The 26,290-nt window shown below is 40.8% G+C and carries 21 protein-coding genes and 1 tRNA gene; 14 read left to right on the top strand and 8 right to left on the bottom strand.

Features of this window, described 5'->3' with window-relative positions:
• Together QZZ43_RS13190 and rocD are read left to right on the top strand one after the other, a co-directional pair.
• On the top strand, window positions 1-2,385 hold a 2,385-nt coding region (locus tag QZZ43_RS13190; protein ID WP_291860168.1), incomplete at its 5' end, for a TonB-dependent receptor.
• A gap of 428 nt (window positions 2,386-2,813) precedes the next feature.
• A complete protein-coding gene (rocD, locus tag QZZ43_RS13185) occupies window positions 2,814-4,037 on the top strand; it encodes an ornithine--oxo-acid transaminase (protein ID WP_291860165.1) in 1,224 nt (407 codons plus the stop codon).
• 66 nt (window positions 4,038-4,103) lie between these two features.
• Here rocD and QZZ43_RS13180 read toward each other — a convergent pair.
• Window positions 4,104-4,187 (bottom strand) — tRNA-Leu (locus QZZ43_RS13180).
• 623 nt (window positions 4,188-4,810) lie between these two features.
• Between QZZ43_RS13180 and QZZ43_RS13175 the strand changes: the two genes are divergently transcribed.
• The gene (locus QZZ43_RS13175) at window positions 4,811-6,502 is read left to right on the top strand and encodes a glycoside hydrolase family 11 protein (RefSeq protein WP_291860162.1); all 1,692 of its coding nucleotides are present in this window, start codon (window positions 4,811-4,813) and stop codon (window positions 6,500-6,502) included.
• Between the two features lie 334 nt (window positions 6,503-6,836).
• Here the strand turns inward: QZZ43_RS13175 and QZZ43_RS13170 are convergent, their stop codons facing one another.
• From QZZ43_RS13170 to QZZ43_RS13150, 5 genes are all read right to left on the bottom strand, one after another.
• The gene (locus QZZ43_RS13170; protein ID WP_291860159.1) at window positions 6,837-7,415 is read right to left on the bottom strand and encodes a hypothetical protein; all 579 of its coding nucleotides are present in this window, start codon (window positions 7,413-7,415) and stop codon (window positions 6,837-6,839) included.
• A 117-nt stretch (window positions 7,416-7,532) separates the two neighbouring features.
• Window positions 7,533-7,970, bottom strand: a complete 438-nt coding sequence (locus QZZ43_RS13165) for a lipocalin family protein (protein ID WP_291860156.1) — start codon at window positions 7,968-7,970, stop codon at window positions 7,533-7,535.
• A gap of 233 nt (window positions 7,971-8,203) precedes the next feature.
• Complete coding sequence (locus QZZ43_RS13160; RefSeq protein WP_291860153.1) at window positions 8,204-8,419, bottom strand: DUF5808 domain-containing protein; 216 nt, start codon at window positions 8,417-8,419, stop codon at window positions 8,204-8,206.
• Between the two features lie 464 nt (window positions 8,420-8,883).
• Entirely contained in the window at window positions 8,884-10,470 is a 1,587-nt protein-coding gene (locus QZZ43_RS13155) for a calcineurin-like phosphoesterase family protein (RefSeq protein ID WP_291860150.1), read from the bottom strand.
• Window positions 10,471-10,915: 445 nt separating this feature from the next.
• The gene (locus QZZ43_RS13150; protein ID WP_291860148.1) at window positions 10,916-11,635 is read right to left on the bottom strand and encodes an NUDIX domain-containing protein; all 720 of its coding nucleotides are present in this window, start codon (window positions 11,633-11,635) and stop codon (window positions 10,916-10,918) included.
• Between the two features lie 398 nt (window positions 11,636-12,033).
• On the opposite strand from QZZ43_RS13150, the gene QZZ43_RS13145 reads away from it, so the two are divergent.
• The 10 genes from QZZ43_RS13145 (at window position 12,034) to QZZ43_RS13100 (ending at window position 23,123) form a co-directional block, all read left to right on the top strand.
• Window positions 12,034-12,219, top strand: a complete 186-nt coding sequence (locus tag QZZ43_RS13145) for a Thivi_2564 family membrane protein (protein WP_291860146.1) — start codon at window positions 12,034-12,036, stop codon at window positions 12,217-12,219.
• Window positions 12,220-12,614: 395 nt separating this feature from the next.
• Complete coding sequence (locus tag QZZ43_RS13140) at window positions 12,615-14,192, top strand: PAS domain-containing sensor histidine kinase (protein ID WP_291860143.1); 1,578 nt, start codon at window positions 12,615-12,617, stop codon at window positions 14,190-14,192.
• Between the two features lie 61 nt (window positions 14,193-14,253).
• Entirely contained in the window at window positions 14,254-15,984 is a 1,731-nt protein-coding gene (locus QZZ43_RS13135; protein ID WP_291860142.1) for a PAS domain-containing hybrid sensor histidine kinase/response regulator, read from the top strand.
• Between the two features lie 499 nt (window positions 15,985-16,483).
• Entirely contained in the window at window positions 16,484-16,639 is a 156-nt protein-coding gene (locus tag QZZ43_RS13130; RefSeq protein ID WP_291860140.1) for a lmo0937 family membrane protein, read from the top strand.
• A 336-nt stretch (window positions 16,640-16,975) separates the two neighbouring features.
• The gene (locus QZZ43_RS13125; RefSeq protein ID WP_291860138.1) at window positions 16,976-17,224 is read left to right on the top strand and encodes a YtxH domain-containing protein; all 249 of its coding nucleotides are present in this window, start codon (window positions 16,976-16,978) and stop codon (window positions 17,222-17,224) included.
• Window positions 17,221-18,279: an AI-2E family transporter gene (locus tag QZZ43_RS13120; RefSeq protein WP_291860135.1), complete on the top strand. Its 1,059-nt coding sequence runs from the start codon at window positions 17,221-17,223 to the stop codon at window positions 18,277-18,279. Before QZZ43_RS13125 ends, QZZ43_RS13120 begins: the two co-directional genes overlap by 4 nt.
• Before the next feature lie 144 nt (window positions 18,280-18,423).
• Window positions 18,424-19,272, top strand: a complete 849-nt coding sequence (locus QZZ43_RS13115; RefSeq protein WP_291860132.1) for an ABC transporter permease — start codon at window positions 18,424-18,426, stop codon at window positions 19,270-19,272.
• Window positions 19,273-19,430: 158 nt separating this feature from the next.
• Window positions 19,431-20,204: an ABC transporter ATP-binding protein gene (locus tag QZZ43_RS13110; protein ID WP_291860129.1), complete on the top strand. Its 774-nt coding sequence runs from the start codon at window positions 19,431-19,433 to the stop codon at window positions 20,202-20,204.
• 159 nt (window positions 20,205-20,363) lie between these two features.
• On the top strand, window positions 20,364-21,308 hold the full coding sequence (locus QZZ43_RS13105; protein WP_291860127.1) for an MlaD family protein: 945 nt from the start codon (window positions 20,364-20,366) through the stop codon (window positions 21,306-21,308).
• 195 nt (window positions 21,309-21,503) lie between these two features.
• The gene (locus QZZ43_RS13100) at window positions 21,504-23,123 is read left to right on the top strand and encodes a hypothetical protein (protein WP_291860125.1); all 1,620 of its coding nucleotides are present in this window, start codon (window positions 21,504-21,506) and stop codon (window positions 23,121-23,123) included.
• A 473-nt stretch (window positions 23,124-23,596) separates the two neighbouring features.
• Here QZZ43_RS13100 and QZZ43_RS13095 read toward each other — a convergent pair whose 3' ends face one another.
• Together QZZ43_RS13095 and QZZ43_RS13090 are read right to left on the bottom strand one after the other, a co-directional pair.
• On the bottom strand, window positions 23,597-24,277 hold the full coding sequence (locus QZZ43_RS13095; RefSeq protein WP_291860122.1) for a porin family protein: 681 nt from the start codon (window positions 24,275-24,277) through the stop codon (window positions 23,597-23,599).
• A 374-nt stretch (window positions 24,278-24,651) separates the two neighbouring features.
• Entirely contained in the window at window positions 24,652-25,323 is a 672-nt protein-coding gene (locus tag QZZ43_RS13090) for an OmpA family protein (RefSeq protein WP_291860119.1), read from the bottom strand.
• 454 nt (window positions 25,324-25,777) lie between these two features.
• Here QZZ43_RS13090 and QZZ43_RS13085 point away from each other — a divergent pair.
• On the top strand, window positions 25,778-26,290 hold a 513-nt coding region (locus tag QZZ43_RS13085), incomplete at its 3' end, for a chemotaxis protein CheB (protein ID WP_291860117.1).

Here is a 26,290-nt window from a genome sequence, read left to right as displayed (position 1 = left end):
ATATTTTTTCTAATCTATGGTTTGAGCGTCTCAGCTCAGGACAAAACACTTATTGAAGGTCGCGTAATTAATGAATTGGGAGAACCTCTGGAACTTGTCAATATCATTATTCCCGGAAGTTCCACCGGTACCACAACCTCAGCAGACGGCTTCTTTGAAATTTCAGTCTCTCCCGGATTTTCCGGAATGTTACAGTTTTCCCATCTCGAATACCTTCCCAAAGAAATTATGATTGAACCCGGAGATGACGGCAAAAAAACTTTTGTAATTATTCTGAAAAAACGTATTCGCGAAGTCAGCGAAGTTGAGGTTACAGCAAGTGCTGAAAAAGATCAATCAACCCAGCAGCTTAATCCTGAATTATCTATTCAACTTCCCACAGCCTCAGGCTACGGAATTGAAGGACTGGTAAGATCTCAAATGGGGGTAGCTTCCAACAACGAGTTAAGCAGCCAGTACCGGGTAAGAGGGGGAAACTTTGACGAAAATCTGGTTTACCTCAACGGTTTTCAGCTTCACAGGCCACAGTTGGTGCGAAGCGGTCAGCAGGAAGGCCTCAGCATCGTCAACCCAGACCTGGTGGAATCGGTTTACTTCTCATCCGGAGGTTTTGGCGTTGGCTATGGCGATAAGATGAGCTCGGTATTGGATGTTCACTACAAAAAACCGGACTCAATTTCTGCCGGGGCCAACATCAACATGATGGGTATGAGTACCCATGCCGAGGGAACCGCAGCCAAAGGCAAGTTCACCTGGCTCACCGGTGCCCGCCACAAGACCAACCGTTATCTTCTGGGCAGTCTGGACACCAAAGGAGATTATCAACCCGACTTCACCGATGTACAGGCCTTCCTGTCTTATCAGATTAATCCGCGATTTTCGGTTGATGCGCTCGCCTATTATGCGCTCAATAAATACCAGTTTATTCCAACCGACCGCGAAACAGATTTTGGCACCATGACCAACATCAAAAAACTGAAAATTTATTTCGCAGGTCAGGAAAAGGATAAGTTTGAAACGGGTATGGGAGCAGTTAAACTAAATTTCCAACCCTCACCCAATCATTATTTCGAACTGACAGGCAGTCATTACCGGGCTTTTGAAGAAGAAACTTTTGACATCGCCGGCGCTTACTGGTTGCAGGAAATTCAAGGGTTTGACGAGGCACAGGCAGCCACCAACATCGGCATTGGCGAATACCTGCAACATGCCAGAAACGATCTTTTTGCAACGGTCAATACTATTTCGGCAAAGGGAGACCACCAACTCAGCGAAAACCATTCCATCAGCTGGGGAGTTGCCTGGGAAGAAGAAAACTTTAAGGACCGTATTAATGAATGGGAATTAATCGATTCGGCAGGCTACTCAATTCCAAGAAATTCCAATCTGGAACTCAGCTACAGCCGGAATGCTGATTTTGAGCTGGGCACCCGCCACCTGAAAATGTTTGTGGCCCATCAAACCACATTACACGCCGACTGGGGAACTATCCGCCTCAATTACGGAACACGGATTATATTCTCCGATCGTGAGGAAAAACTGCATCTGACACCCCGGTTTCAGGTTACTATTCGTCCGCGAAACACTCCAAAAACCCGTTTCAGACTGAGCGGTGGATGGTATTTTCAACCCCCCTTTTACAAAGAATACAGGCCGCCACAATCAGGCGAAATCAATGCCATTTATGCTCAGAAATCAAGACAAATCCTTGCAGGGATTGATCACTATTTCAATATATTCGAGCGTCCGTTTAAGTTCTCTTCCGAGATTTATTACAAGCATCTGTACGACCTCATCCCCTACCAGGTGGACAATGTGAGAATCCTCTATTCAGGAAAGAATGAAGCCGATGGTTATGCTACCGGAATAGATCTGAAACTGCACGGAGAGTTTGTTCCGGGTACCGAATCCTGGGCGACCCTTTCACTTCTGAAGACAGAAGAAGACCTGGAAAACGACACCTGGGAGCAAACCGGCACTCCCGGATACATCCCACGTCCGTCGGATCAACGGCTCAATTTCTCCCTGTTTTTTCAGGATTATTTGCCCAACAACCCCACATTTAAAGTAAACCTGAGTCTTTTTTACGGAACCGGACTCCCCTTTGGGCCTCCCCGCTCACCCCGATATATGGCCACCTACCGCATGCCCCCCTATCGGCGTGTGGACATCGGCTTTTCCAAAGATTTGATGCCCTGGCTGAACAAAAACAATAAAGCTGCCTTTATCAAAGACTTATGGCTGGGATTTGAAGTGTTTAATCTGTTTGACATCAGCAATACCATCTCCCACTATTGGATCAGTGATGTGGAAAACCGTCAATACGCTGTTCCAAATTACCTGACAGGACGCAGAATGAATGTATCGCTGAACCTGGGGTTTTAAGAGGCTGAGGTTAAGATTGAGGATGTTATTTCAGGATTTATCATTGGTAATAAATTGGAGTAGAGTCTGTCTATTAAGGTTGTTTGCCACCTGCCGGCATTCAAGTTTGCCTTTATTACGGATCTGGAAGTTCTGTTATGCTCTCTCTCAACCAGGAGAATCTTAATTTCGGATATCATTACGAATCGCCACCATTCTGGAGAACAGGTTCATTCTTTTCCCGGTTACCAGTGAATAATAATTTTTCATCTTTTAGAATCCAACACTTTAGCGTAGGGTTTCATTGCGTCTGCATTCAGGCTTTTTTCTAAAACGGACTATTGTTTCAAAATCGCTGATAAATTTCAGTTTTTTTGACATTTAGATTTCCGTATTTTGAATAAGACATTCGGTCTCAAAATCTACACAATGTATTTAAATCAGCAATTATGAAAAAACCCGTTTCTACACAAGACTACATAGACAGAGAAGAAAAATACGGCGCACACAATTATCATCCGCTTCCGGTAATTTTAGAAAAAGGAGAAGGTATATTTGTCTGGGATGTTGAAGGCAAGCGCTATTTTGATTTCTTATCAGCTTATTCGGCCGTCAACCAGGGCCATTGTCATCCCAGAATTGTAAAAGCGCTGAACGAACAAGCCTCACGCCTGACACTCACCTCACGCGCATTTTACAACAATGTTTTGGGTGAGTTTGAAGAATATGTTACCAACTACTTCGGATACGATAAGGTTTTGATGATGAACACCGGTGCCGAAGCTGACGAAACCGCGCTGAAACTATGCCGAAAATGGGGGTATGAGAAAAAGGGAATTCCGGAAAATCAGGCCAAAATAATCGTTTGTGAAGGCAATTTTCACGGGCGAACCATCACCATCGTTAGTATGTCCAGTGACCCACAGAGTTATGGTGGATATGGCCCGTTCACACCGGGATTTGTATCCATCCCCTATAACGACTTAAAAGCACTTGAGCATGAACTTCAGGACCCCAACGTGGCCGGATTTCTAGTGGAACCCATCCAGGGAGAAGCCGGCGTTTATGTACCTGACGATGGGTTCCTTAAAAAGGCGAGTGACCTTTGTAAAGCAAAGAATGTTTTGTTCATGGCCGATGAAGTACAAACCGGGGTAGGTCGTACCGGCAAAATGCTGGCCTGCGATCATGAAGGAGTTCGTCCCGATGTACTGATTCTGGGAAAAGCCATATCCGGTGGCATATACCCTGTTTCGGCAGTTTTGGCTGATGATGACTTTATGCTGGTTTTCAAACCCGGCGAACACGGCTCCACATACGGAGGCAATCCTGTAGCCTGCAAAGTCGCCATGGAAGCACTTCAGGTCGTGAAAGATGAAAAACTGGCTGAAAATGCAGAAAGGCTGGGAAAAATCTTCCGTACGGAGATGCGAAAAATCAACTCAGACATGATTGAACTGGTTCGCGGCAAAGGATTGCTAAATGCCATTGTCATTAAACCCACCAATGGAAAAGAAGCCTGGGATGTGTGTGTGGCCATGAAAGAAAACGGATTACTGGCCAAACCCACTCATCAGCACATCATTCGTTTTGCACCCCCGCTGGTGATCAACGAGGAACAACTCAGAGAGGCCATCGAGATCATTAATAAAACAATTACTGAAATGTCCTGAGAAAGGAAGAAAGCAAAGTACTCATAACAAAAAAAGCTCTTAATCGTCTGATTAAGAGCTTTTTTGTGCCCAGAACAGGACTCGAACCTGCACGTCCTTGCGAACACTAGTCCCTGAAACTAGCGCGTCTACCAATTTCGCCATCTGGGCCAATATCTTTTCTGTAATGCTGTTTCGTTCAACAGCGGTGCAAATATAGAAACTTAATTTTTTCCTACAACAACAAACCGGAACTTTTTTCCTGTAAAAAGTCTTTTAAGCCTTGCCCTGTTTGCGCTTCGCTTTAAAAGTAACTGGAGGCCAGGACATCCTTCCCTAAATGTCAATTCGTTCAAGGTACTATAAAAAAGAAAACACCGAACAATTGAAATAATCGGTTGAGTTTTTTACTTTATTGTTCTACCTATTTAGACAATATTCGGTTAAAAATACCTAAACGAAAAGATGGAAAGATTAAATTATCAGAAAGGTGTTTTCAATTCCCTCAATCTCGAAAACAAATTGGAATTTCGAATCTATACCATCGGCGTAAAACATTAATATAATGACAAATACAAACGCCGAAACAAATTTACCACCCTTTAGGACAAAAATCCAAACACATTGAATTCCGAACCTATAGATTTGCGGACAAGTTCTTGCATTATTTCTAACCTTAAATCCGGACTTATGAAACGAAACTGAATTTTGGGATGCTCAAGTTCAGAAAAAGGACATAACCATTTTTCATGGTGAGTTTCATTTTTCCAATGATTTATCAAAATTTTAAGCAAATGAAAAAACAACTACGCAAACCCTCAGGAATCACTATGCTCCTTACAGGAGTGATTTTTCTTTTTTCCTCAACAGGACTAGGAGCACAAACCATCTGTTCAAACGACCAGGGTAGTCAGGGTGGTTATACTTATGAGTACTGGAAAGACAACGGAACAGGCTGCATGACGCTTGGAACGGGCGGAACATTCAGTGTGGAGTGGAGTAATATCGGCAACCTCCTTGCCCGAAAAGGCCTGCGCCCTGGTGGCAGTAATGTGGTCATTAATTATGGTGCCAACTATCAGCCGTCAGGAAACTCTTATTTATGTGTGTATGGATGGACCACCAGTCCATTGGTAGAGTATTATATCGTAGAAAGCTGGGGCAGCTGGCGTCCACCTGGAGCAACATCCAAAGGAACCGTTACCACCGATGGCGGAACTTACGAAATTTATGAAACTACCCGCACCCAGCAACCTTCAATCGAGGGAACTCAAACCTTCCAGCAATACTGGAGTGTGCGTACATCCAAGCGCACCAGCGGAACCATTACCTGCGCCAATCACTTTGCAGCATGGGCACGACTGGGAATGAACCTTGGTAATTTTTATGAAGTTTCATTTTGTGTAGAAGGCTATCAAAGTAGCGGAACAGCTGATGTTTACAGCATGTCTATGAGTACGGACGGTTCCGGTGGTGATACAGGTGGTGACACCGGCGGAGGAACCAGTGACCAGGGTGACGGCGAATACACGCTGACTGTGAGAGCCCGTGGAATGGCCGGTGGCGAGCATTTGAATGTATTAATAGACAACCAGGCACAGGCAGGAATCAACCTTTCCACCAGTTGGCAGGAATATGAAGTATATGTTGATCGTGGCGACCTGAACCTGGAATTTGACAATGATGGTGGCGACCGCGATGTACAGGTTGACTGGATTGAAATTCACGGAGAGACCCGTCAGGCCGAAGATATGGAATACAACACTGCTGTTTATCAGGATGGCAGTTGTGGAGGCTCCTACAGCGAGATGATGCACTGCGGAGGTGTTATTGGATTCGGTGACATTACCTACCAGGGAGATTCCGGAAGCGGGGACAACACCATTATTGTAAGAGCACGGGGAACTGCAGGCGGAGAAAACCTGCGGGTTACAGTTGGCGGAAATGAAGTAGCCAATTACACCCTGAATACCAGCTTTACCAATCAGACAATCTACACCTCGGCTACAGGTGGTATTAATGTGGAATTCACCAACGACGGAGGCGACCGCGATGTACAGGTGGATTATATTGAAGTAAATGGAGCCATTTGGCAGGCCGAAGACCAATCGACCAACACAGGCGTATGGCAAGACGGAAGTTGCGGAGGTTCGTACAGCGAATGGATGCATTGCGGAGGCTATATCGGTTTTAATTCGCTCAGAAGTGCATCTGCCGCCAACAAAGAATCCATGGAGCAGGAAAAGCAGGAAACAAATGTAAGTATATACCCCAACCCGGTAGTTAATCTGCTGAACATCTCTGTTGCTGCCGAAGAAGACGGGCCCTTTGAAACTGTAATTTACAGCACAAACGGAACCGCAGTGAAACAATTCCTGACACAACCCGGCATCAATCCGGTTAGTTTAGGAGATTTACCCAACGGAATTTATTTCTTGTTGATTAATGTAGATAATCAGACCTTCAACCTCAAATTCCTCAAGTAACCCTCTTTTTTTCCAGGGTTTGTAATGAAATAAATTGACAGATTTAACGACGTTATTTTGTTCTTTTCCGACTTGAAAATACTGCGAATAGCGAGCTATTTAATGGGTTTTCAAGGAAGCTAAAGGGCAAAAGAACAAGTCTAAAGCGGCAAGTTATTTCGGCACAATCCCAAAGCCCTAAAGAGGTCGTCCATTAAACCGGGCGACCTCTTTTTTGCATCCGGAAATCTCATCTCTCCTGTTTCCGGAATTTGCAGGGAGAAGCACTGAAACTACAACTCAACCCTTCTTAAAACATTTAACTTTTTTTCATCCACACTGAACTCAAAAACAATTAACGCTTGTTAATAATATACCCAACCCGAAACCCCAGTGTCAAATGAAACAAAACAGTTCTCCCTTCAAACAAATGGTTCTGAGGAAGCCACTCCACAAAAATATCACCTTCACCCTCAACCGGATTTACCACTTCTGAATATTCGATAACTCTCTCAGCCACACCTGTCCCACCATAGATATCCACATTAAAATGTTCAAACAACCGATGACTAACACCTGCTTTTATGTGAATGCCATATTTTTGCTTTTGAAACCGGGCACGGTCATAGGATATGGCATTTCCGGAATCCCCCTTTTGGTAGTAGTCATCTTCCAGGCGGTCGGTCATCCGCAGAAAGAACAATTCTGTTCCGCAATAAAGGAAGTATCGGTCATCTCTTTTTACCACATATTTCAATTCCGGCCTGATTTCGTAAAAGGAATAATCATTACCCCAGTCGCTGTCGGCAAGTCTCCAACTGTTCAACCACGACTTTCCAATACCAACATCAATACCATAACCAATTTTTCTTACCGGAAGTCTCTCCACTCCCATCCGAAAACGGGGAGTATAATCAATTAATGACAATGGCATCACACTGATTGTTAAGCCGGGATAAAATGGTTTATCAAACTGGGAAAAACCACTATGTGAGAAAAAAAAGAATATTAGGAAAAAACTCAATTTTATTTGCATCATTTGAGTTAAGGCTTAATCATGCTCCGGCCATAACAAATCAGAAGTATCATAGCCAATATCACCAGCAATTTTAAGAAATCTTTCCTTGATTTTATCAGGTATGGTGGTTTTTCTGGACAATATCCACAAATAATCCAGGTTTTTGCCGGCAACCAAAGCATAATTGTAATTTTCATCGATGGCAATCACATTATAGCCTGAATAGAACGGACCGAAAAAAGAGACCTTCAGTTTGGCCACATTCGCCTCCCCCACGAATTTGGCCTTTCCTATCGCCTCCTGCCATTCCTGCTCAACAGTATTGTAACCACGATTGACCACCCTGATGCTTCCACTATCATTCCACGAATATTCAGCAGTGACATTGTTGAGGTTCCGCTCGTATTTAAAATCCAGACGGGCAATCTCATACCACTTGCCTAAGTACCTTTCTATGTAAAAAGGCTCCACAGCAGTTGCTCCCTATGGAATGGTGCGACAGGAAAAGAATCCAAATATCATCATGAGAATTGTAAAACGGAAAAGGTTCTTACTCACTTTCATAATACATTACTCCGTTAAACTTTTGTAATAAGCAGCAAACCAACTGTTTGCACTCAAAGATGTTTTTTTTTGTTAAAATTCAGTATATCATGAATGTAAGAAACATCTTATATCTAACCATCTTTTGATAATAAAGAAGTTTACAAAAAATAAGATGAAGCAATAACAATCAGAATAATACCTCCAAGAGTAATCCAGGCATAAGGACTGGCAAAATTAAAAGTCCATCCCAGAGATGGGATTTGTTTGGGAACCATTAACCTGGGGTCTTTCCGGTTAAAGTAGAAAATGCCTTTCCAATTATCTGGATTTCGGCTCATACCCTCAATAATTTGCTGGTTAAGTTTGGTTCTCATCAGAATGAGTTTTTATTGTTTGTTCTACCTTTCTAATCATTAAATGTCGTACAAAATTTCGAAAAACTCATCTTTTTGAGGGATTTTGTTGCTGCTGGTGAATTTTGTAAAACTCATCAGGAGAGTCAAAAAGACCAAAATACGGATTAATTCCTCGTTGCTAATTAACAGTTCGTTATAGTTTGGCAAAAACCGCTGAATCAAATGTTTATATCTAAAAGTTGTTTTGTATTAAAATGCAGTTCTTCACCTTCATACGAATTAACTTAATTCTTATATCTAAAATTCTAAACGGTCTATTGTGTTTAAAAGAGTTATTCTTTTCCAATCGATTGGAGGATAGACAAAATGGTATCGAGGCAGGCATCCGCAAAAGAGTTGATAGTTCCTTTATTCAGACTTAGAACTTTCCCGGATTGAAATGGGGCCGACTCCCAATTATTTCAATTTGCCATTGCCCCCTATTAATCGTTTTCATTGCGCTTGACAATCCTGTATTCTTTTGTTGCCCTGTGCTCCTGACCAAACATATCTGTTGCTTTTACTTCGATGGTGTGGATGCCTTCCACAAGATTATTATTGAGACTCCCCATCCAGAGATGCGTAGATTCCGAAGGATTAGAGGGCCGTTTGCCCGGCAACAATTCATCTGCAAAGTCCCATTCCTGCATCATATAAATATATGAAGGGTCGTATGTACTTACAAAATCCATGGATTTCCACTCCTCCTGATCGATTCGGTAAAGGACAGAGTCCTGCTCACTGCCCATGAAGAAATTAACCACCAGACGTGCACTCAGCCATTCGTTTTGAGGCACTACTTTTGGCGCATACAGATTCAACTGATAATCTTCCGGCTGCCCAGCAACTTTATACCTTACAGAATATTGATTTCCCTTGAACGATAAAAAAGCATACCCCTTGGGAGTTCCGTCACGCATAGTAGAAACCGGAACCCCTGCCTCATTAAAATGACCACCATACCAGTCGCCCGAAGTGGTTCCCACATTATACTCATGATGTTTACGGCCTTGCTTCCAACCATCCTCAGGGCCAAAGAAATCCTGATTCTGAATATGTGTATGGGCCGAAAGGGAAAGTGTTTGCGGATATTCCTTCAACAAACCGAAAAGTTTTTCACGATCGCTATCACGGAACGAATCCCCGAATTCTCCCTCCTTCAGCGGAATATGGAAAGCCAAAACTATCAGATGATCCTTTGGAACATATTTCAAATCATTTTTTACAAAGGTCAGTTGATCTTCCCTAAATCCACCCCAATATCCGTCTCCATCGCGCGGATCAGGATAAAGAATATCGTCAAGAACAATAAAATGAACCTTCCCGTGGTTAAAAGAATAGTTCGCCGGGCCAAAATGTCTTTCAAAAGTTTCATCCGACAAAGAATCAGCTTTCACATCAAAATTCATATCGTGGTTGCCCATCACATTGTACCAGGGAACACCAACCGCCTTCACAGCATCGCGATAAGGCTGAAAAAGTTCCAGGTCGTCACCTACCAAATCACCCAAACTCAATCCAAAAGATACCTCATCAATTCCTTCCACTTCTTTTATGATTCCCCTATAAAAGAAATCCACCTCTTTCCGGGTATAAGGTTGAGGATCACCAAAAACCAACATGGTGAAGTTCTCTGTGAGAGTGTCGGGAATGAGTCCAAAATCAATTGACTTTGGCAGCTTCCCGGTTGGAGAAACGCCTGGATAATTGAGTTCGGGCGATCCATTAGTTTTATGGGTGTAATAAAACTGCGGTTGGTTGTCCGCATTCACAGGAAGTGAATATCCGGAAGGTTTAACAACAAAGATAATATTGTCATCGCCAACGGGAATCTCGTATTTTCCATCTTTATCGGAAAGCACCACTTCCCGGCCATTCGACACGGCCACTTTCTCAATTCCCGTCTCCCCTTTCTCTTTCTTGTTGTTTTGATTGATGTCCCGGTAAATAAACCCGGTTGCTGTATTCTGAGAAAAACCAGCAGAAATGCCCAGAAAAAAGAGGAACAAAAGGTTTATAGCAGGTTTCATAGTTTTATTAAATTAGAGGTTAATAAATTTTTTCACTGTTATCCGGAGAAAATATTTTTTATTTAATCGACCATAAAGAAACACATCTGGAAAAGGAATGGTTTTAAGCTTAAATAAATTTTCTGTTAACAATTTCAATTTCCGTCCCAAAATTTCACCAGAGTTTGTCGAACAATCTAGGTTTCGTGTCTTTTGTCATTCTGAACGCAGTGAAGAATCTCATTGTTAATATTCTACAAAACCATGACCCGCGCAATGTAAAAGCTATGGAGACTTTTCAGACAGCCCCGTTTAAAGGAAACTTAAATACAGAAACGCAACGACGCAAAGTTTTTATTATGAGTGAATTGCGGTGTGTTTGCCTCGTCTTGCAATGAGATGACTATCAATTGTTTGCAACCAAAGCGTTTCAGAATTATGGAGTATTGGAAAAATCGGGAAGCACTTAAAAGAATACCTCACCTGAGGTCACTCGCAATTCAATTTTCTGTTCTGTCAGCTTCAGTTCACCATTATTAATGGCGGCTTTCACTACACTTTTATTGTAATTATTTACTTCCTTCGATCGTAAAAAAACTTCAGGAAATATCCACCTTGCTTCAGCAATCTCAGAGGAATCATTTACATAAATTTCTTTTGATAATGCCCTGGCAGTGCAAACAATATAGAGGTTGGATTCTCCAAACTGTCCGTTTCTGAAGTGACCAATATTGACGATGGATTCAAATTCAATTCCTACTCCGGTCTCTTCGTAAACCTCCCTTTTTAAGGCTCCTTTTATGGATTCATCCTTATCAATATGTCCTCCCGGAAGTTTATATCCTGCATAAAACTTGTCTTTAATTACCAACAACTTCCCGTCGCACACCACAATTGCTCCAACACCAACAATAAAATTTTTAGTAGTAGGAACAAGCACATCTGGCATCATTTTTCTGATGAGCATCAGATCCTGCCCGTCGCAGTGATGAAATTCAAAATGGAGCTTTGTAAGTATGGGGATAAAATCTGCCTTGTAGGATGGTATCCTGATCCAGATCAGTTTTTTATTCTTTGAGCATTCGATAAGTTGTTCAATCTCTTTTCGAAAGCCATCAGTACTATCGGGTAGTGTGCTATTATCTACAATCACCCCGTCAAATTTGTCACTAATCGTTTTTATCATTGATATTTTTTCATTTCACCGGTAGTCAAAATTGCGTATTTATCTGTTGTCAAATATAATAAAACATATTATGCAATAAGCCATCGAAGCGAAATGCACTCCCATTCAGGGTTCTGTATTCTTCTCTCCACAAGCATCAAAGTCTTGCCCCTGCACTATTGCTCCTCAACCTGACCCGGATTCTGTGCCCCATGCCCAGTCCTCTTTGCTCCATGCCCCACTCCCCATGTTCCACGCTCATTGTTCTGTGCTCTGTGCCCCCGTCCCATGTTTTATACCCATGCATATAAAATGTAGGAATGATGTAACTCTTTTTTGGAATTATGTAATACTTATTGACACTTATATACAGAACTTTGTATTATTAAGATATATTAACGCAAACTAAATTAATTATTATGCCTGTACTAACAATCTTTCTCGTGATAATTGGTGTTGGGGTTCTGCTTTGGCTGATTAACCGGTATATCCCCATGCAAAGCACCATTAAAGGTATTCTTAACGCAGTGGTCGTAATTATTCTGGTTATTTGGTTGCTGAGCGTTTTTGGAGTGCTGGATAGTCTTCAAAACATTAGAATTTAGCGACGGTTTGTGAGGTCAACATTCCTTTAAAGAATACCTATATGCGGAGTTCCCCTTCGCTGAAGCTATGAACACTAAAAGAAGATAAACTTTTATTATCAGGGAGTTGACATCAAAGATTCTTTAATTATAAACCACTTACTATCAACTCCCTGCCAGACCTTAGAAAAGTGTCGTGAGGTATAATATGTTGAAAACAGAACTGCAATGCGCCCAAAGTATCTTTCTGGCAGATAGCGCGGCTTCCGAACTGTGCGTTAATATTTGGAAGCAGAAAAATGGAAGTTAGAGGCTGGAGGTTAGAAGCGGTAGGTTAAAGGTTTGACCAACCAATATGAAAAATCTATAATAGAAATTTGCTCATCAATCCGGCACTACATCAACAACAATACACAATGAAAAAATCAACCACTAAATACAATAAGATTAAAAAGCTAAAAAGCAATAAATCAATCTTAAAAAAAGAGTTATATGCCTCTGAGAATCGCTATCGCAGGTTATTTGAATCGGCCAAAGACGGGATTCTAATCCTTGATGCGGAAACCGGAAAGATTGTGGACGTTAACCCGTTTTTAATTGAACTACTGGGCTTCTCAAAACAAAATCTCATCGAAAAATCAATCTGGGAAATAGGTGCTTTTCAGGACATTTATGAAAATCTGGAGAAATTTTTGGAATTGAAAAAAACAAAATATGTGAGGTACGATGATTTGCCTCTCCAAACATCATCCGGAAAGAAAATTCATGTTGAATTTGTAAGTAATGTCTATTCAGAAGGCCTAAACGATGTAATTCAATGCAATATCAGGGACATTACCGAACGTATGAACACTCAAAATGAAATTAAATTTCAGGCTGACCTGATAAATAACGTAGCCCAGGCTGTTATTGCCACCGACCTGCAGGGCAAAGTGATTTACTGGAACCATGCAGCAGAAAAAATATACGGATGGCCCTCTTCCGAAGCAATCGAACAAAATATTTTGGATTTAACACCGACCGACCAAACAAAGGATCAGGCTTTAGAAATCATGAAAAATTTAAGCTCCGGAAAATCATGGGCCGGAGAATTTCTGGTAAAAAGAAAAGACGGAAGCAGCTTTCCTGCTTTTGTCACAGATACACCAATGCTTGGCCTAAATGGCAACCTAATCGGTGTCATAGGGATTTCGAGCGATATTACCGAACGCAAACGTGCCGAAACAGAATTAATTAAAGCCAAGGAAGGGGCGGAAGAAAGCGACAGGCTTAAATCTGTTTTCCTGGCCAACATGAGCCACGAAATAAGGACGCCCATGAATGGGATACTGGGTTTTACCGAATTGCTCCGCACTCCGGATTTAACATACGAGGAACAACAAAACTATATTGGTATCATCGAGAAAAGCAGTACCCGTTTACTTGGTCAGATAAACGATATTATCAGCATTTCCCAAATAGAATCCAATCAAAATGAGATAACTCTTTCTGAGATGAACCTTCATTTACAGATTAAAGAAATTATTGATTTCCTTAGATTAGAAGCGAAAACCAAAAACCTGAATATCTCATTCAGAAACGGAATGCCACTAAATGAAACAATAATTAAAACGGATAGCAAAAAAGTTAATGCAGTGCTCACAAGTCTGGTTAAAAATGCAATAAAATTTACGCAATCCGGCTCAATCGAATTGGGTTTCGCAAAAAAAGACCGGTATTTCGAATTTTATGTTAAAGATACCGGCCCCGGAATTCCGGATGATCAAAAAAATATGATTTTTGAACGGTTCCGGCAAGGCAGCGATGATCTAACCCGCAACTTCGAGGGCTCTGGACTGGGGTTGTCCATATCAAAAGCCTATGTGGAGATGCTGGGGGGGAGAATATGGGTAGAGAACAATGCCGAAAGTGGGTTGAATGATTCAGGCTCCACTTTTTTCTTTACAATTCCTGTTTACCCGCCAGAGAAAAAAAATCTCTCCGGCACAAGGTAATATTAATATAAAATACCCCTCTACTTTTACAATTTAGAGAAAACCCCGAAAACTTCTAAACATGAACAAAAAAGATACAGCACCTAAATCCGGAAAACTTCGCCAAGCTGCAGAATTGTTGCTAAAAAAGAAAAAGAATGTTTTAGAGACATCTTTTTCCAATTCCGATACCTCAAAAATCATCCACGAGCTGGAAGTTCATCAGGTGGAACTGGAAATGCAAAACGAAGAGCTTAAACGGGCCAGGGAAAAAGCAGAATATTCAGAAAAAAGATATACTGAATTATATGATTTTGCTCCTTCGGGATACCTGACCCTAACAAAGAATGGTGAAATTATAGATCTGAATTACAGTGCTGAGCAGCTATTAGGAAAAGAACGATCACTATTGATAAAAAGTAGTTTTGGATTCTTTGTCTCTCTTGACACAAGAGCCTTCTACAACCGATTTCTGCAAAAAATATTTAAAACCAAATTAAAAGAATCCTGCGAACTAAAACTGGAAACTGGTGATGGATCTATCAAATATGTCCTCGTTAACGGCATAATCAGCAATATCGATGAAAAATTCCTTATAACATTGGTTGACTATACTAAACGCAAACTTGTGGAGTTCGAATTAATTAATGCCAAGAAAAAAGCTGAAGAGAACGAAAGATTGAAATCATCTTTTCTGGCCAACATGAGCCACGAAATCAGAACTCCCATGAATGGAATTCTGGGCTTTACCGATCTACTTAAAAATCTTAATCTGAACGGAGACGACCAGCAAAACTATATTAGCATTATCGAAAAAAGCGGGATCCGTATGCTTAATATCATCAACGATATTATTAATATTTCCAAAATCGAATCTCAACAAATTGAAGTTTCAGTTTCAAAAACAAATGTAAACGATCAGGTAGAATATATTTATCATTTTTTCAAACTGGAAGCCGAGCTAAAAAAGTTACATATTTCTTACAACAACGAACTGTCATCGGATAAGGCATTTATCATGACAGATAGGGAGAAAGTTTACGCAGTGCTTACTAATCTGGTGAAAAATGCGATAAAGTTTACCCAAACCGGCTCTGTTGAATTGGGATACACCAAGAAAAAGGATTTTTTCGAATTTTATGTGAAAGACAGCGGACCCGGAATCCCGGCAGATCATGAAGAAATCATATTCGGACGTTTTATGCAAAGCACCAACGATCTAACCAGAATTTATGAGGGTGCAGGACTGGGATTGTCCATTTCAAAATCTTATGTGGAAATGCTGGGTGGAAAAATCTGGGTAGAGAACAATGAAGCCAAAAATGGAAGTACGACGGGAGCCACATTCTTTTTTACCATACCGGCACTTCCGGTTAAAAAACCGAAAGCAGATAGCGAAAACAACCCATTTGAAAATGGAGCAAATGATGAACCCGGTAAGCTCAATATTTTAGTTGTTGAAAATGATGAAATCTCAAAAATGCTCCTAATTACCATGGTGGAAGGCCTGAGCAGGAAAATTTTAAAAGCAAGAACAGGGGTTGAAGCGGTGGACGTTTGCCAAGAAAATCCAGACATCGATTTGGTTTTGATGGATATAAATATGCCTGAGATGGATGGCTACGAAGCCACCCGGGAAATCCGGAAGTTTAACAAAGATGTGATAATAATTGCACAAACCGCCTATGCACTGGTCGGTGACCGGGAGAAGGCCATTGCCGCAGGCTGTAATAATTATATCTCCAAACCTATTAGCAGAGCCAAATTACGAAAAATGATACGCAACTATTCTTCCGAAAAGACTATGTCTTAAAATGTGGGAATGATGTAACTAATTTTTAAAATTGTATAACAGTTCGGGGACCAAAGGGTTATACCTTTAATTTTGAAGATTTCCAACATTTAATAACATGAGGTACGGATATATGACAAAAGGCCTGCGTGAATAGGGTTTTATAATCCAACCGGTTAAATATTTGGAGATTTCTGGTACACAAAGCAGCATAGCCAAGTGTTAATTGCGATAAGCGAGGGCAATAGCCAAGCTTGCTTGGATAATGCCAAAAGCAACAATATTCATGAAATATGTTTTTTGATTTCTTTTTTGTGTCAAGACAAAAAAGTAATAAAGGGTTTAAGGGATGAAATCCCTTTTGGAAAATGTTTAGGACAACATTGATTAGCAAACATAAACACAGTATGTTTTTTGGGGGGAGTGGATTTAGAATCACCCAATGGAAAATACTATTCATTAAACCTCTAAAAATCTGATGATCTTTTTTTATTAAAATAAACCTTTTAAAATTAAAGTCATGAAAAATTTACTTTACATCATTGCAGTAATTCTCATTATCGCTTGGGCAATCGGATATTTGGGTTACAGCGCTGGCGGACTTATTCACGTTTTACTGGTAATCGCCGTTATTGCAATAATTATCAGACTTATTCAGGGTAGAAACATCCTATAAAAAAATGGAGTATTAAAAGGCCCGGAATCTTTGAACATGGAATAATGCCCTGGGGTCATTTTTGCCGAATGGCTGACTTTTTTAGGTATTAATAATTAATCCACTTAAATCATTGGTGTCCGGCAAAAAAAATGAAATTGCTTCACTACGTTCGCAATGACGGAACTTTAAAAGATATTGAGGGTTGGTAGGAGTTGATTTTTGGCAAAGCCTAAAATCAACCCCTACCAACCCAACTTAAAACCTGTTAGACAGCTTCATTGCGAGCAAGACGAAGCAATCTCCTTTCAAAAAATATGCTTCTCCAGACACTAGTGAACTTAAATAATAAATAAGATGAATTCAGTCAAAATTTTATTGGGTGTATTAGCCGGGGCAGCTGCCGGCGTTTTGGCAGGGATGTTATTTGCCCCTGCAAGCGGACCGAAAACACGTAAGAAGCTTCTCAGACGTAGTGAAGATTATTCAGACACAGTAAAGGAAAAAGTCAGAGATTTGGTTGAAGCAATCACCGATAAATATGAAAAGGTGAAAGAAGATGTTTCCGGCTATGCTGACAAAAAAATCAAATCCAACTTGCCGTGACCAATAAAGAATTTGTTATACCCTTGTACGCAAAAACGGTACTGGTTATTCTCGGTTTAGTAGCCTTTGTATTCACATTGTATATTGCTCAGGGCATAATAATACCACTTGTATTTGCAACTATCTTGGCCATAGTGCTCCACCCGGCTGTAAACCTGATAATAAGGTTAAAAGTACACCGGGTGGTAGCCATTGCCATTGTGATGCTTCTTACCTTTTCAGTCATTGCCCTGTTTGGTACGCTCATGTATTCACAGGCCAGCCGGTTCACGGAATCATTTCCCAAACTGGTGGATAAGTTCACCCAAATCATCAACCAGCTAATATTCTGGACATCAGGCTATTTTGAAATCAGCGCCAATGAAATTACCCAATGGATTACAAATACGAAAAATGAACTCATTGGGGGTGATGAAATCGGGCAAACCATCGTTGGTGTAGGCAGCATTCTGGCCTTTTTGTTTTTGATTCCGGTATACGTATTTATGATTTTATTCTATCAGCCTCTCCTGATTGAATTTTTACATCGGTTGTTTGGAGAAAACAACAGAAGCAAAGTGAGCGAAATCATAAACCAGATAAAAACGCTTATTCAGCGTTACCTCATCGGACTACTTTTTGAGGTAGTAATCATCTCTTTTTTATATACGATTGGTCTCCTGATTTTAGGGATTGAATATGCATTAGTTCTAGGCATATTGGGAGCTCTGCTCAATCTTATTCCTTACCTGGGTTCCATCATTGCTGCATCTATGCCGATGATTATTGCCATTGTAACGAAACCATCTCCCTGGTTTGCAGTGCTGGTTTTGGCGCTTTATATATTCATTCAATTTATTGATAACAATTATATAGTTCCCAAAATAGTTGCTTCAAAGGTAAAACTTAACGCATTGGCCTCAATCATTGCAGTTATTACATTTGGTGCACTGTGGGGCATCCCGGGCATGTTGGTTGCCATCCCCCTGGCAGCAATTGCAAAACTAATTTTTGACCATATCAAACCGTTACAATCATGGGGATTTTTATTAGGCGATACCCTACCCGATTCATAAGTTCACTCATTCTCAAAAAGAATAATTCTGAAATAAAAAACCGTAACCTCCTCCCATACCATTCCCCGCAATATGTGTGAATTATGTAATTCTTATCAGGAATTATGTAAAACAATAATTTATTAACACTCCTACCTTTACTCTGTGGATAAAAATACACCATTTAAGAAAGTGACAATAAACACGCTTGTCATAAAAAACCAGGCGATCCGGCTTGGCGAAAAAACATATAATAAAACCCTGGAAGCCAATGTTTTCTTTGCAGGGCTAGGTGATTTCTTTTTGTTTCTTTGGCAAACGGTTAAAGAAACTTTTTCTCCGAATTTTGAATTTAACGAATTCCTGCGACAGAGTTTCCAAATCGGGTACAAAACGGTTCCGCTTATATCGGTAACAGGTCTCATAATGGGGGTTGTGCTTACCATACAATCGCGGCCGGTTTTGGCAGATTTTGGAGCCGAATCCCTCCTTCCCGGAATGGTTGCCTCCTCAATCATCCGGGAAATGGGACCGGTAATTACCGCATTAATCTGTGCAGGTAAAATCGGCTCCGGCATGGGGGCCGAACTGGGTTCAATGAAGGTATCGGAACAGATTGATGCCATGGAAGTTTCTTCCACTCACCCCATACGTTTCTTAGTGGTTACCAGAGTTTTAGCCGCCACTCTTATGATTCCGATTTTAGTTTTGTATGCCGACGCCCTTGGAATCCTTGGCAGTTGGGCGGCTGCAAACATTAAAGGAAGTGTAACATTTGTATTGTTTTTCAACCAGGCCTTCAGGGTGGTTGATTTTATGGATTTTTTACCTGCTGTAATTAAAACATTCTTTTTTGGCGCCGCCATTGGGCTCGTGGGTTGTTATAAAGGCTATTCCGCAGGGCGGGGGACAGAAAGTGTGGGCAAAGCGGCCAATTCCGCCGTTGTACTAGCGTCCCTGCTTGTGATTGTGGTGGACCTGATTGCTGTTCAGATTACGGATATGCTTTTGTAGCTGGTAGCTCATAGCTGGCAGCAGCAACAGCTCAGAGTGTAACCTTGTGATGCAAAATAAAGAAAAAATCAGTGCCCTGTAAGGACGAGAGTAGTTCGCATTCAACTCTTGAAGAAATGATAGGATGCTTGAGGTTTTGAACCGATAAAAAACAAGAAATGCTTGAAGCTAAAAATATAAAAGAGGAAAGTGCAGAAACCTCCAAGTTGGTTATTGAAATCAATAACCTAAGTAAAGGTTTTGACGACCTGCAGGTATTAAAAAACTTGTCTTTAAAGCTTTTCGATGGTGAAAACCTGGTTGTTCTTGGAAAGTCAGGTTCCGGAAAATCGGTTCTTATAAAATGTATTGTCCGCTTGCTTAACGCCGACCAGGGCACGATAACGGTATTGGGGAAAAATGTAAATTCACTGAAAAGCAAGGAATTGGCGGTGCTTCGGGAAAAAATTGGGTTCCTTTTTCAGAGCGGCGCTCTTTACGATTCCATGACCATTAAAGAAAACCTTGAATTCCCATTAATAAGGATAAAAAAGAAGCTTTCTAAAAAAGAAAGAGAAAAAAAAATTGAAGAAGTTTTGGAGAATGTGGGGTTGAGCGACACTTTACATAAAATGCCCTCCGAACTTTCAGGGGGCATGAAAAAAAGAGCTAGCCTGGCACGGACTATTGTAGTGGATCCAATGATTATGCTGTACGATGAACCAACTACGGGACTTGATCCGGTCACCTCTGACGGGATAAGTGCACTGATTAATGATGTTCAAAAAAAATACAAAACATCATCCATCATCATCACGCATGATATTGAATGCGCGCGCGCCACAGCCGATAGAATTATCATGTTGCAGGACGGGGAAGTTTATATGGAAGGAAGCATCGATGATTTTGAGGATTCCACCGATGAGCTAATCCAATCTTTTTTTAAGGAATAAAGAGTGTGGTATAAAAAAGTAAAACTTTGTAAAAACAAAGGCGTTTTAAATCTCAGCTCCGGAGTTAACTGATTATTTATGAGCATTTAATAAAAACCTCAACAACGGTTAATCTGGCATTTTAGATGCTTTTTATCCGGACTCAATAAAGAATAAGCAATGGAAAATCATACACCACGATTCAAAGCCCGGTTAGGCATTTTTATAGCCGTAGGGATTTTAATTTTTGTAACCGCCATTTTCATTATTGGCAAACAACAGAATTTATTTAATCCTGTATTTAAAATTTCCACCAATTTTTTAAATGTTAGTGGCCTCCAGGTCGGAAATAATATTCGCTTCTCGGGCATCAATGTTGGTATTGTCGATAATATTAAAATTATTAATGATTCCACTGTACAGGTTGACATGCTTGTCAGGAAAGATGTCCAGCAGTTTATAAAAGCTGACAGCTATGCAAGTATAGGTTCTGAAGGGATTATTGGCGACCGCATAATTATTATTACTCAGGGTAGTACAGATTCACCGTTAGCTGAGGACGGACAGCACATCTTATCCAAAGAACCCATCGAAACCGATGAAATAATGAAAAGTCTAAAATCCAGCGCTGAGAGTGCCGAAGTTATTACCGTTCAACTTGCTGAAATAATGATGAATATTAATAACGGACAGGGAATGCTGGGTCGGTTGATCCAGGATACAGTTATTGCAGAAAATGTGAATATGACCATTGAAAACTTCAGAAAAAGTTCTGAAGGCTTGGATGAGACCATTGAAGTTACAAAAAAGAATTTATTTGCATTTATGGAGAGTTTGCAGAAAACTGCAGCAAAAACTGAAGTGGCCTCCGACCAGCTTGGAGAAATTATGATGAAAATAAACAATGGTGAAGGAACCATTGGAATGTTAGTTCAGGATACTTCGTTGGTAAATAATATTGATGCAACCGTTATTAATCTTAAAGAAAGCAGTATCGGACTCAACGAGAATATGGAGGCGCTCAAACATAATTTCCTTTTCAGAGGATATTTCAGACGAAAAGCCAAAAAAGAAGAAAAAATGCGAATGGAGGCAGATTCTGTAATGACGGTGGAGAATGATTAAAGATGAAAAGTGCGGTAATATTTTTTTTTTGTTTTACTGATAACAAATGATTTCGCATTTGCACAAGATACTATAGCCCCAAAAGCACACCCCCAACTTTACGAGAACATTGAGACGTATGCTGAACAAAGCGGGTTTACCAAATTTATGTTCCGGCTGTTTTTTAAACCGGTTTCGTCAGTTCCTGCGCAAAAAATGGTCAACAAGCGTCTTAAACAGAAACCTTACAGTTCCTTCGAAGGGAAAATCATCAGACAAATCAATATTGTAACCCTCGACCCGTTTGGGAATTCCATTGGAGACACCATTTCGGGGTCGCTCAACTTTTTATCAAAAGCCGGAAACAAATTTCACCTAAAGACACGCTCCAGCACCATTCGAAATCTTTTGCTTATTCGTGAAAAACAATCATTCGATTCACTGCGGGTTAAAGAATCGGAACGGTTGGTGCGAAGCATGAAATATATTACCGATGTATCTTTTTATACCATTGAAGTGCCCGGAACAACTGATTCGGTGGATATCTTCATTCGAGAACTGGATAGCTGGAGCTTAATCCCAGGAAGCTCCTGGTCTGATTCACGCCTGACTATTAAACTAAGGGAAGACAATTTCATCGGACTGGGTCACAGCTTTCAAAACGGAATGTTCGTGAACCGTTCATCCCGCGATATTGCTCACCGAATGAAATACTTCATCCCCAACATCAGCAATACTTTTATTAATTCCACTCTTGAATACGGCACCGATGAATATGGAAATTTCATTAAAACACTGGGTGTCGAGCGGCCGTTTTTCTCCCCTCTGGCAATGTGGGCAGGGGGCATAAATTTTGCTCAACACCATTACAAAGATTCCATCTGGACTGCTAATTTTATGCCATATAAATACAATGCACAAGATTACTGGCTGGGCAATTCGGTGCCCGTTTTCAGGGGGAATTCAGAATATAGCCGTACTACCAGGTTCATTTCTGCCTTACGTTTTAAACGAGTCCGCTTTATAGAACGGCCACCAGAAACAATTGATACACTGCAATTTTACAGAAACGAAAACTTATTCCTGGCTGGCGTTGGCATTTCAACACGTCTGTATATTAAAGACAAGTATATTTTTAAATTTGGAATAACTGAAGATGTTCCTATTGGAAAAGTGGTTGGTATGACCGGCGGTTATCAACAAAAAAACAGTTTTCAGCGTTTCTATGTTGGCGCACGTTTTTCGTGGGGTAATTATCATCCGTGGGGTTACCTGAGTTCCAATATCGAATATGGAACATTTTTCCGGTCATCAAGAGCCGAGCAAAGTGTGTTTAGGATTGGGGCAAATTATTTTACAGGGTTAATTGAAATCGGACAATGGAAATTCAGGCAGTTTATTAAGCCTCAGGTCATTATTGGGAGCCTCCGCACTGATTACGACAGTTTAACTATTAATAACGAATATGGACTGAGAGGTTTCAACAGCCCTGTATTGACAGGCACCAGTCGATTATTGTTTACATCGCAAACACAAGCTTATGCACCGTGGAATTTCATCGGATTCCATTTTGGGCCCTATTTTAACTTTTCGCTGGGTATGCTTGGTGATGCAGAAAACGGGTTCCGGGAGAGCAAATTGTATTCGCAGATAGGACTGGGTATTTTAATTAAAAATGACAACCTGGTTATGAATGCGTTTCAACTATCCATTTCGTTCTATCCGGTAATTCCGGGTTTAGGGACAAATATTCTCAAAACGAACTCTTTTCAGACTGCTGATTTCGGTTTCCGTGATTTTGAGATTGGAAAACCGGATGCGGTAGAATTTCGATAAAAGTCTTTAGAATACATAAGCAACATCAGGGAATAAAAGCTATTGAACCATAAAAGGCATATAGTTTTTGAGTCCTGTCTACAAAGAAAAAATCTGGTATATCCAATCCTTACGCCCCAACAGGGCTTCTCTGACCTTGACCGTGCCCCTAATCATCGGGCGTAGCCCCAAGTTGTTGTTTTGGCCCTTTCAGGGCGGTTTGAATAGGTTACAATTAATATTTCTAGCATTCATACGGTGGCTTTAAGGAGTGGCCGGCTCCGATGCGTTGAGTGGTCACCGCGGGCCTTAGTCTGCTTTTTTTTGAAAGCCCGAGAGGGCGTGAGCAATTTGTTTAAAACAGTCAACGCAAACAATATGAAGCCATCTAACCCCGTTAGAATTAATTTCCAGGAAATCTTCATTAAATAATTCAAAAGGCCGCCGTTGAAAACAACGACAGCCTTCTAAGTATCCATCTGAGATTAAATTTTTTAAAATCGGTATCCAAGCGAAAGCCCGAAACCTGTATTCTTTAGTGTTGATTTGTCATCACCGGAAATCCGTGCATCATCAGGATGGATATCAAGCAACCCCAGTTGGGTGTTCAATTGCAAAAACAATCCGGTCTGCAATTCGTAACCAAAAAAGAGGTTAGCTCCGGCATCGAACGGTTTAATATAGGCGGTGGTAAGCGGGTCACCGGACTCCACTTCGTTTTTAAATTCGATATCCGTCTCAACCGATACAGAGCCACTTTCGTAAGTGGCCTTGCCACCAACACCGTAAGCTACATAAGGTCCAAAACCCAGTAAAAAATAGCCATTACCAAGCACTGCTTTATACACAAAATTCAATGGCAATTCGATGTATGATAGTTTGTAAGTGCCTGAAAAATCCCCCTCGGTCATTTTTGCTCCTTTGGTGCTAAACATCAACCCCGGTTGAAAGTAAAACTCCGGGGCAAGGGGAATCTGAGCATTCAAACCGACATGAAACCCGGTAAGCAGATCATTTTCCAGTTTGTCACCGTTCATGTCTTTACCGTTCAGATTTTGTAAATTTACGCCGCCGAGGATTGCAACGGAGGTTTTTGAATCAACAGGCTCCTGGGAAAATGCCATGGAACCGGTGAGTGTAAAAACTAAAATTAAAGAAAATAGTTTTGTCTTCATTAGTATAAAATTTAATTATTAAGGTCTAATGGAACTCGTCCCGAAAATACGGGACTCGTTTCATTCGTTTAAAATTTTGTAATTATCCCACAATCGGGATTGAAATCAGCAATTCCCGATTCCCGAAATGACTGGCCCTAAAACACGAATTACAATCTATCCTGATATTTCTTCGGGGCATTAATTGGTGCATTCTTGAAAAGGCTAATTAGTGCCCGTCTATAAACAAAGCAGAGTTTGTTTTTAGTCCTGTTTCTTGTCAGAAAGTGCCAATTGCCAGGCTTGCGAAGCCGCCAAAAACGGAGTCCCGATCCTTTGGGATGAGTATTTTGGCGGCAAGCGTAACGACCCAAGTGGTACTTTATGGACAGAAACTAATTAGATGCTTCTTTTTTAGCTTCAGCCTTCATTTTCTCATTGGCAGTAATCAAAAATTCAACCCTGCGGTTTTGAGCACGGCCATTTGCTGTATCATTTTCATACTTGGGTGCTGTTTCGCCAAAACCTTTAACATCTAAACGACTGTAAGCAATTCCATTAGCCGACAGATAACGAGAAACCATATCGGCCCGTTGTTCGGACAGGTTCTGGTTATAAGCTTCACTCCCTTTACTGTCTGTATGCCCCTGAATTTCAATATTGGTATCGGCATAATTTTCCAATACAACAACCAGTTTATCAAGATTCCTTTTAGCATCTGATGACAGGTCTGACTCATCGAATCCAAACAAAATGTTACTGCTAAATTCCACAACAATCCCCTCGCCTATGCGCTCTACTTTTGCATCGGGAACAGATTTTTCAATTTCTTCGGCCTGTTTATCCATTTGGTTCCCAATAACAGCACCGGCTGCCCCACCAGCGGCTGCTCCAATAATTGCTCCAAGGGCTGTGTTGTCCGAAGCCCTGCCAATTACAGCACCTGCAGCTCCACCGGCAACAGTTCCAACAGCTGCTCCTTTTTGAGTTTTATTCCATGAAGCACAGCCAGTTAAAAGAAAAGCTGAGCTTAAAACAACGAGGAAACTCATTTTAATCTTGTTCATAACAAAAGTGTTTTGGTTACTTTATTCTTCTGATAAAGATCCACCAATTCTTAAAAGAAAACGTTACACATTTTTTAATTTCAATTACATCATTCACACATTACTGATTTGAATTTGGAACGTTTCTTCCAGCAAATAAAAAGTGGGAATCATGTAAATATTTTTAGAAATCCTATAACACAAAAAACTACCGGGTTTTCTAAATTTCCGTTAATAAAAGAAGGAGAACTCAAACAAAACAGTTTATCAGTATTTTTTATACTTTTGGTATTTGTAGCTCAAGAGTCCGTTCAAAAAGCCTAAATGCAGAAACACAACGACACAAAATTTTTATTATCAGGATAGGCTAAAACAGCTCTGAAAACATAAAACCTTATTCCCCACCTTAAAAACATAAGCATTTGCATATCACTCGACAGAAGCATTAATTGGTATTTTGTTAAAAAACAATTAGTTGAGAACAAAAAAGACAAAACAGGCGATTGAATCAAAGGACAAAACTCCTGATTTAAAACCCGGTAAGATGCCCATCGTGGGAATTGGCGCTTCGGCCGGTGGACTGGAAGCATTGGAGCTCTTTTTAAAAAATGTTCCTGAAAAAAGTGGAATGGCCTATATTGTGGTTCAACACCTGGACCCAACACAAAAAGGAATGCTTCCTGAATTGCTGCAGCGAGTTACCAAAATGCAGGTTCTTCAGGTTAAAGACCGCATGAGAGTGAAGCCTGACTCTGTTTTTGTAATACCTCCAAACAAAAGCATCTCCATCTTAAAAGGAGTTCTGCACCTGTTTGAACCTGATGAAGCACGTGGTCACCGTCTGCCCATCGATTTTTTCCTGCGCTCACTCGCCGATGATCAGAATGAGTATGGGGTTGGAATTATTCTCTCAGGGATGGGTTCTGATGGAAGCATTGGCCTTCGGGCAATTAAAGAAAAAAACGGAATTGTTTTGGTGCAGGACCCC

Origin of the sequence: Marinilabilia sp. (assembly GCF_016278715.1) — a bacterium.
In the GTDB taxonomy this organism is placed as follows: domain Bacteria; phylum Bacteroidota; class Bacteroidia; order Bacteroidales; family Marinilabiliaceae; genus Marinilabilia.
Note: the sequence above shows the minus strand (reverse complement) of the source record. Positions and strands in the feature narration are given on the sequence as shown.

Coding starts and splice junctions, on each gene's coding strand:
- rocD (WP_291860165.1), top strand. CDS start 2,814: ATGAAAAAACCCGTTTCTACACAAGACTACATAGACAGAGAAGAAAAA.
- QZZ43_RS13175 (WP_291860162.1), top strand. CDS start 4,811: ATGAAAAAACAACTACGCAAACCCTCAGGAATCACTATGCTCCTTACA.
- QZZ43_RS13170 (WP_291860159.1), bottom strand. CDS start 7,415: ATGCCATTGTCATTAATTGATTATACTCCCCGTTTTCGGATGGGAGTG.
- QZZ43_RS13160 (WP_291860153.1), bottom strand. CDS start 8,419: ATGAGAACCAAACTTAACCAGCAAATTATTGAGGGTATGAGCCGAAAT.
- QZZ43_RS13155 (WP_291860150.1), bottom strand. CDS start 10,470: ATGAAACCTGCTATAAACCTTTTGTTCCTCTTTTTTCTGGGCATTTCT.
- QZZ43_RS13150 (WP_291860148.1), bottom strand. CDS start 11,635: ATGATAAAAACGATTAGTGACAAATTTGACGGGGTGATTGTAGATAAT.
- QZZ43_RS13145 (WP_291860146.1), top strand. CDS start 12,034: ATGCCTGTACTAACAATCTTTCTCGTGATAATTGGTGTTGGGGTTCTG.
- QZZ43_RS13140 (WP_291860143.1), top strand. CDS start 12,615: ATGAAAAAATCAACCACTAAATACAATAAGATTAAAAAGCTAAAAAGC.
- QZZ43_RS13135 (WP_291860142.1), top strand. CDS start 14,254: ATGAACAAAAAAGATACAGCACCTAAATCCGGAAAACTTCGCCAAGCT.
- QZZ43_RS13130 (WP_291860140.1), top strand. CDS start 16,484: ATGAAAAATTTACTTTACATCATTGCAGTAATTCTCATTATCGCTTGG.
- QZZ43_RS13125 (WP_291860138.1), top strand. CDS start 16,976: ATGAATTCAGTCAAAATTTTATTGGGTGTATTAGCCGGGGCAGCTGCC.
- QZZ43_RS13110 (WP_291860129.1), top strand. CDS start 19,431: ATGCTTGAAGCTAAAAATATAAAAGAGGAAAGTGCAGAAACCTCCAAG.
- QZZ43_RS13105 (WP_291860127.1), top strand. CDS start 20,364: ATGGAAAATCATACACCACGATTCAAAGCCCGGTTAGGCATTTTTATA.
- QZZ43_RS13100 (WP_291860125.1), top strand. CDS start 21,504: ATGGTCAACAAGCGTCTTAAACAGAAACCTTACAGTTCCTTCGAAGGG.
- QZZ43_RS13095 (WP_291860122.1), bottom strand. CDS start 24,277: ATGAAGACAAAACTATTTTCTTTAATTTTAGTTTTTACACTCACCGGT.
- QZZ43_RS13090 (WP_291860119.1), bottom strand. CDS start 25,323: ATGAACAAGATTAAAATGAGTTTCCTCGTTGTTTTAAGCTCAGCTTTT.